We start from the raw sequence: 7421 nt of genomic DNA, 5'->3' as shown, positions 1-7421 counted from the left end.
GCGGACTCCCTTACTCCCGCGACCGCGGGGGAGAGGGCCGGGGAGAGGGGGCCTCTCCGACCGCGCGGCACCGTCCGAAGCGCACCGAGCCGCCGTTCTCCCCTCTCCGTGCGGCAGTTTGCACGGGGAGGGCCGGGGTGGAGCGCCGTTGGGGTGTGCCCCCTCTCCCACATCTGTTCGTGGGAGAGGGTGGCGAGCTTTAGCGAGCCGGGTGAGGGCCACACCGCCCGCCGCCCCAATCCGTCCCCTCCACACCACACGCTCCCGTCCTGCTCCCCTCGAACCCGCCTCCCGACAAACGTTCCGGCGCGCGGCGGTGTCCTATGCGCGTCACTCCACTCCCGCCCGCTCCGGCGCCGTTTTGCACGGCGCTGCGCAGGGCGGCGCGCCGGCCGTGCGCGCGGAGACTGGCCGGACTCGCACCGGCGGCGTACCATTCGGCATCCACTCCCCCTAACCCATCGGCACATCGTGCGAAGCATTCACTGGCTCGGCCCCGTGGCCGTGGCGCTGGCAGCGGCCTCGTGCGCGCCGGCGCCCCGCGGCACCACGGCTCCCGCCCCCCGCCCGGGCGCTCCGGGCGCCGCACAGACGGGCGCCCCGGCCGCCGGCGCGCCTGCCGCACCCGGCGCTGCGGCGGGCGCCACCGCGGGCGCGGGCGGATCCGGCGGCGGCGCGGGCGCGTCCCGCGCCCCGCGCCCCTACGCGCAGGTCATCACCGCGCGCGCCAAGTCCGACACCGGCGGCATTACCGTGCACCGCGTGGACGACCGCTGGTTCCTGGAGCTGCCGGACTCGCTCATGCGGCGCGACTTCCTGCTCGTCGGCCGCGTGGCCGCCGTGCCGGAAGGCTTTGGCGCCTACATCCCCGCCGGCGCCACCGTGCAGGAGCGGCTGGTGCGGTGGGAGCGCCAGGGCGACCGCGCCATTCTGCGCGCCGTCAGCACCGCGGCCGTGGCGGCGGACTCGCTCCCCATCGCCCGCTCCGTCGCCAGCAACTATCTGGGCGCCATCCTGGCCGCCTTCCCCGTGGCGGCGTACGGGCGCGACAGCAGCGCGGTGGTGGACGTCACCGACTTCTTTGGTGGCGACACGCCGGCGCTCAGCGGGCTCAGCACGCAGCAGCGCGACCAGTGGAAGGTGCGCCGCCTGGACCCGGCGCGCAGCTTCGTGAACACCATGCGCAGCTACCCGCTGAACGTGGAAGTGCGCCACACGCAGACCTTTGAGGCCGGCGCGCCCCCGTCGGACCGCAGCGGCGGCACGGTGACGCTGGAAATGCGCGAATCGCTGGTGCTGCTCCCCCGCACCCCCATGCGCCCGCGCTACGCCGACGCCCGCGCCGGCTACTTCGGCGTGGAGCGCATCAACTACGGGCTCGACGAGCAGAAGGCCGCCACCGAAAGCTTCATCGCGCGCTGGCGCCTGGAGCCCAGCGACCCCGCCGCCTACGCGCGCGGCGAGCTGGTGGAGCCGGTAAAGCCCATCGTGTACTACATCGACCCGGCCACCCCCACCCGCTGGCGCCGCTACGTGCGCGAGGGCGTGGAGCAGTGGAACAGCGCCTTTGAAAAGGCGGGCTTCAAGAACGCCGTGCGCGCCATGGACCCGCCCACCGACGACCCGGAGTGGGACCCGGAAGACATCCGCTACTCCGTGGTGCGCTGGGCCGCCAGCACCACCCGCAACGCCCAGGGGCCCAGCACGGTGGACCCGCGTTCCGGCGAAATCATCGAGAGCGACATCGTGTGGTACCACAACCACATGCGCTCGTACCGCAACCGGCTGATGATTGAAACGGGCGGCGCCAACCCGGCGGCCCGCACGCTCGACATCCCCGAGTCGCTCATGGGGCAGACCATGCGCGAGGTGATCACCCACGAGGTGGGGCACGCGCTGGGGCTGCCGCACAACATGATCGCCTCCGCGTCGTTCCCGGTGGATTCGCTGCGCAGCCCGTCGTTCACGCGGCGCTACGGCGTGTCGGCCACCATCATGGACTACGCGCGGCAGAACTACGTGGCGCAGCCGGGCGACGGGCTGCAGCCCGCGGACTTCATCCGCCGCCTGGGGCCGTTCGACGACTTCATCATCGAGTGGGGCTACCGCGTGTTTCCGCAGGCCGCCACGGCCGAGGCGGAGCGCCCCATTCTGGACCGCATGCTGAGCACGCAGTCCGGCCCCTTCGCCTACCGCTACCTGCCGCAGTACCTGTCGGGCATCGACCCGCGCGCGCAGACGGAAGACCTGGGCGACGATCCGGTGGCGGCCACCACCTACGCGCTGGCCAACATGCGCCGGGTGATCCCCAACCTGCCCGCGTGGACCGCGCGGCCGGGCGAGGACGACTCGGACCTGATCGAGCTGTACAACGAGTCCGTGGGCATCTGGTCGCTGTACATGCGCCACGTGGCTTCCGTCATCGGCGGCGTGAGCGTGGATCCCAAGACGGCGGGGCAGCCGGGCGCCGTGTACTCGCCGGTGCCGCGCGCGCGGCAGCAGCGCGCGCTGGCGTTCCTGGCGGAGAACGTGATCCGCACGCCGGAGTGGCTGGAGCCGCAGGCCATCACCTCGCGCACGGGCGCGTCGCCGCTCATGAGCGCGCAGTCGGCCATCGTGCGCGAGCTGCTGGACGCGCGCCGGCTGGACCGCCTCACCATGGGCACGGAGATGAGCGCGTCGGCGTACTCGCCGGCGGAGTACATGGCCGACCTGCGCCGCGTCGTGTGGAGCAACCGCGCGCCCGACGCCAACCTGCGCGCCATCCAGCGGACGTACGTGGACCGCCTGGGCGCGCTGGTGGATCCGCCGGCCCCCACGCCCTTCCCGGGCGGCGGCGAGGGCGGATTCAACGGGCCGATTCCGCCGCTGCTGCAGCCGGTGAACGTGGCCCGCAGCGACCTTCCGGCGCTGGCCCGCGCCGAGCTGCGCGCCATCCGCGCCGAGGCAGACCGCGCCGCGGCGTCCACCAGCGGCATGCAGCGCGCGCACTGGGCGGACGTGTCCGCCCGCGTGGACGAGATCCTGGACCCCGCCCGCCGCACCGCCGCCCGCTGAGCGTCCGCGGTTCCGGGGGATAGAAAGAGCGGGCCCCGAGGCGATGCCTCGGGGCCCGTTTTCTTATGTGGCTCATCCGTGATCCCGCTGTCCGTCGCAGAGCCGGCGGCCTGACGACGCACAAAAACACGGAGCGGAAAAGAGCCTCGATGCCTGCGCGGCACCGGGGCTCTCCTCATCTGCCCGTACGACAGCTGGCGGCTACAGCGCGGCGGAGGGCGGGGCTTGCGGCGCAGAGTCCGCGGGGGGCTCCACGATGAGGGGCCGCGAGTTCGCGAGCTCCGCGGCGACGTCGTGGCGTGCCCAGCGCTCGCGCCGGGGGCGCTTCACCCAGCGCACCGTCATGTCCGTCGCCACGATGGGGACTACCAGGATCGCCAGAAAGAGCAGCAGCACCCACGAACTGTCCGTGCGCTCCACCAGCTTGAGCACCACGACTTCCGCGGCGATGGCGGCGATCCACACGAGCGCGAGAAAGATGCGGGTGCGCGTCCAGAATCCGGACATGGGGGTTCTCCTGGTGGGGCGGGGTGCGGCTCCGGCGGGCGCGGGGTGGGGTGGGCGGCCGCGGCGGATGCAGGACGCGCGGCCGACCAGGGTGCCTGGACCGGCCACGCGCGTGTGCGCCTTGCACCCGTACCAGCGCCGGCCCGCATGGTTCCGGATTGCAGCGGTTTTCCGGGTTGATGCAGACGGGGGAGCGCTCCGCGAGTGGAAGCGCTCCCCCGTTGTCTGGCCCGCCGGTTCAGCGCGCGTTCTGAATCGCGTTCAGGATGCGCGTCGCTTCTTCCTTGCTGTAGTCCATGCGCCCGCGGCGGTACGAGACGCCCACCTTGGTGCGCTGCCCTTCGGCCTCGAGCTTTACGTGCGCCACGTTGTCGCCGGAGCGCGCCTCGAACTCGCGCTCGGTCGCGTTGTCCTCGTACGCCACGTCGCGCAGCGTCATGCCCATGCCCGCGAGCACGGAACGCGTGCGGCGCTCCACGGTGCCGATGGGCGCGTCCACCAGGGCGTCGGCGTTCTGGTTCACCATGGTGGCGGCGCCCGCGCCGGCACCCACCGCGGCGGCGGTGCGGCATCCGTAGGCAACCGGGGTGACCGCGAGAATCAGCGCTACCCGGGCGATCAGCATCTTGTTGGTCATGGCGCTCTCTCCTGCGTTCTGTGGATGGAACCGTCCCGGCAGAGGCCGGGGCTCGCCGGCTGGGCACGAACCACGCCAGTCCCTTGTACCGCAGCACGTTGAGAGGCCCTGAGCGATCACGGGCCGATCATCGGTGGACGCCCTCCATCGTCCCGGATGTTCCCTGTCCCTTGTGTCGGCGCAGGTTCATCCCCATCCATCGTCGCGCCCTGCGACGGACGCGTACATCATCCCCTCGGGCCCGCTCCCTTTTTCCCCTGCTCAAAGCCGGGATTTTCATCAGTTTGTAACCGCACCGGCACCACGGCCCAGCCCGAAGTCGCCGGCTACCAGGCGCGCATCAACGTCCCCTGACCGCCGTGGGGTGTGCGCGGCCAGGTGTGGCACTCACCCGGCCGCGCCCTCACCCGGCCGCGCTGAGACGCGTCCACCCTCTCCCACGAACAGATGTAGGAGAGGGGGCACACGGCAACTGAACTTTGGAGCGTTTCGGAGAGTTGGGCGATGCCGCGGGACTCCTCAGCCCCGTGCAGTTGAAGCCTCGATCATAGACGCGACAGCGGCTATGAGTCGGGGCTTACCGCTTTCTGAGCGGCGGATTCATCCGCTCAGGAGACCCTCGGCGACGCGGATCTCTGTCCCCACGCCAGTTTCCAAGGGAATTGCGGCGATCAGCATCGGATCCACACCCACAACAAAAGGATGCACGGCAATCGTAAGGGAAGCGTGCCTGCGGTTGTCGATTACGGCTCCGCCGCCCTACGTTGCGGGCGGCAGGAGCCGGACCAGATCGGTGCGGATCGATCGGCGCCGACGTTCGTTGGCGCGCCGGCAAGCGTTGTGGGATCACCTTCTCCGCGCCGGACGCACAGATTGTTGATGCGAAAGCTGCTGTGGGTGGACTGCATTGCCGGCGCGCTGGCCGGGGCGGTCATGCTGCTCCTCGGCGGATGGCTGAGCAACCTGTACGCACTGCCGCGCGGGCTCCTGTTCTTCTTCGCCGCGGCCAATCTGCTCTACGCCTCGTACTCCTTCTCCCTCGCGGTCAGGAGTACGCGGCCCCGGCCGTTGATCAACCTGCTGGTGTTCGCCAACCTGGCGTGGGCGGGCTTCTGCCTGTTCTGCGCGATCAGATTCTCCGGGACCGCCACCGTGTGGGGAGTCGGAAACCTGCTTGCCGAGGCCCTGTTCGTCGGCGGACTCGCCTGCCTGGAGTGGACCCAGCGCAACCAGCTTCTCACCGCCTCTTGATCATGAGCCAATCCGTCAGACAGTGCGAGTGGAACGGCAGATCACAACAAGCTTGATCGCTTCAAGACGCAGAAGTAGCTTGCCTGCGCCGCGCCGCTTCCGGCATTTCAGGCATTTCCTATCATTCGCATTTGTCATGACGACCCGCTATCAACCCGCGATTCTGCAGCAGCATGCAGACATGCTCTACGAGCGCGCGGACGGCCTCGCCTTCAGCCTGGCTCTTAAATCTGCCTTCAGCACGGGCTTGATCTTCGCACTGGCCGGGGTAGGCTTCGGCTATCTGGTCGAAATATCCCCTTGGGGTTGCTCCATCACGGGCGCTCTGGCTGGCGGGTTCATGGGCTTCGCTCTGGGGCGAGAGATGGGTGAGCAGCAGGTATTCAGGCTGCGGCTGGAGGCACAGGAGCTCCTGTGCCGGCTGATGACCGAAAAGAACACGGCTGATATGCTGCGGATTGCATCGCGCACGGACCAAGGCCCCGCCGTGCAGCTGGACGCCGCCACCCTGAAGCTGCTGCGCCCCGGCCGCTCCATGCGTTCCAGAATGAGCCGTCTGGGCGAGTGACCTGTCAGGATCGGGATACGAACGACTGAAAAGCCCCGGCGCCTTGCGGCACCGGGGCTTCGTCGTACGCGAACGCGGGATGGCCGTCAGCCCATCTCCTCCACGCGCTTGCGGTAGATGGCGGTCAGGTGTGCGTCGATGTCACCCAGGTTGTCGGTGTCCACGTACACCGGGCCCTCCGTCATCGGGAACTCGAAGCGGTACTGCGTGGGCGAGCGGCCTTCCCAGAAGTTGAACAAGCGGCCCTTGCGCTCCTGCTTGTAGTAGACGCAGAACACCGTCTTGTGGTCCACGCTGGTCACGTTCTTCAGCCGCGTGAACAGTTCCTCGTCGCCGGCGATCAGGAACGGCAGGCGGGTGCGCACGTAATCCAGCACGCGCAATTCCGTTTGCGTGGTGACCACGCCCCCTCCGGCGGCCGGCTCCGGCGCCACCGCCGCCACGGCGGGCGTATCCGCCACCGCGCCCTCCGGCACCCGCACCAGGTCCGTGCGCTCCGCAAAGCCCACGCGGGCCAGGATCTTCCGGTCCAGCAGCGTCTGCGCGGCGTCGCGGATGATGGGCGTGTGCTCCTCGATCATCCTGGTGGTGCGCCGCCCTTCCATGTTCGCCATATCCAGCAGCGTGCGCACGAACCGCTCGTCGGGCTCGGCCAGTGCGCGGTCCAGAATCTCGATGTACGCTCCCAGGTAGATCTTGCGGCGTGCGTCGGAACCCACGTCCGCGGGGTTGAAGACGCCCTTCCGGATCCGCAGCAGCGCATCCAGTTCGGTCCCGCCCAGGCGCTCCTCCGCGACCTCGGCGAGGTTGATGACGGCGAACGGCTCGTCATCCATCATGTTCTCCAGCCCGGTATCCGTGAACAGCTGAAACACGAGGCCGTCCGTGAGGATGCCCAGCTTTACCGTGGCTACGGCATTGAAGTACCCCTTCAGTTCGCCGCGGTTGGCCTCCGAGAGAGCGCCGACCTTCTTGCACTCGATGGCGATCACGGGCGCGCCGCCCTGGTAGATGGCGTAGTCCACCCGGTTCTTGAACTTGTCGGAGAATGACGCATGCGCCTCCGGAACCACTTCGTCCGGATCGAGCGCGTCGTACCCCAGCACCTGGATGAACGGAAGCACCAGGTACTGCTGCGTGGCGGCTTCGGTGGAGGCGCGCCCCGCCCGGTCTACGGCGACCTTGGCGTGGGCGATCACGGTGGCGCGGAATTCCTGGGACATGGGCCGGTGGCGGGCGAAGGATGACGGACGAGCGCCACGGCAGAGCCGCACGCGCGATCCATTCGTCGGGCGCGGCGACCGGATTTCCCACATCGATGGCCAGCCCCGCACCTGCGCAGGTGTGGAACCGGATCCACTCCGCGAAGGGCTGGCTCGTGACGGGGGTTCGGCGCGGATG

The 7421-nt window shown here is 69.7% G+C and carries 6 protein-coding genes; 3 read left to right on the top strand and 3 right to left on the bottom strand.

Going from position 1 to position 7421, the window contains the following annotated elements:
* The first annotated feature begins 471 nt into the window (after positions 1 to 471).
* A complete protein-coding gene (locus tag VF665_RS17625; protein ID WP_331054762.1) occupies positions 472 to 3057 on the top strand; it encodes a zinc-dependent metalloprotease in 2586 nt (861 codons plus the stop codon).
* A gap of 201 nt (positions 3058 to 3258) precedes the next feature.
* On the opposite strand, the gene VF665_RS17620 is transcribed toward VF665_RS17625, so the two are convergent.
* Together VF665_RS17620 and VF665_RS17615 are read right to left on the bottom strand one after the other, a co-directional pair.
* Complete coding sequence (locus tag VF665_RS17620; protein ID WP_331054761.1) at positions 3259 to 3564, bottom strand: hypothetical protein; 306 nt, start codon at positions 3562 to 3564, stop codon at positions 3259 to 3261.
* A gap of 238 nt (positions 3565 to 3802) precedes the next feature.
* Positions 3803 to 4201 carry a hypothetical protein gene (locus VF665_RS17615; RefSeq protein ID WP_331054760.1) on the bottom strand — a complete coding sequence of 133 codons (399 nt, stop codon included), beginning with the start codon at positions 4199 to 4201 and terminating at the stop codon, positions 3803 to 3805.
* An 879-nt stretch (positions 4202 to 5080) separates the two neighbouring features.
* Between VF665_RS17615 and VF665_RS17610 the strand changes: the two genes are divergently transcribed.
* Positions 5081 to 5452: a hypothetical protein gene (locus VF665_RS17610; protein WP_331054759.1), complete on the top strand. Its 372-nt coding sequence runs from the start codon at positions 5081 to 5083 to the stop codon at positions 5450 to 5452.
* Between the two features lie 136 nt (positions 5453 to 5588).
* Positions 5589 to 6020 carry a hypothetical protein gene (locus VF665_RS17605; protein ID WP_331054758.1) on the top strand — a complete coding sequence of 144 codons (432 nt, stop codon included), beginning with the start codon at positions 5589 to 5591 and terminating at the stop codon, positions 6018 to 6020.
* Positions 6021 to 6106: 86 nt separating this feature from the next.
* Here the strand turns inward: VF665_RS17605 and VF665_RS17600 are convergent, their stop codons facing one another.
* Positions 6107 to 7243, bottom strand: coding sequence for a type I restriction endonuclease (locus tag VF665_RS17600; protein ID WP_331054757.1), 1137 nt, complete (start codon positions 7241 to 7243; stop codon positions 6107 to 6109).
* Between the last annotated feature and the right edge of the window lie 178 nt (positions 7244 to 7421).

This window comes from Longimicrobium sp., assembly GCF_036387355.1.
In the GTDB taxonomy this organism is placed as follows: Bacteria; Gemmatimonadota; Gemmatimonadetes; order Longimicrobiales; family Longimicrobiaceae; genus Longimicrobium.
The sequence above is the reverse complement of the archived record's forward strand: the minus strand, read 5'-3'. Positions and strand labels throughout refer to the sequence as shown.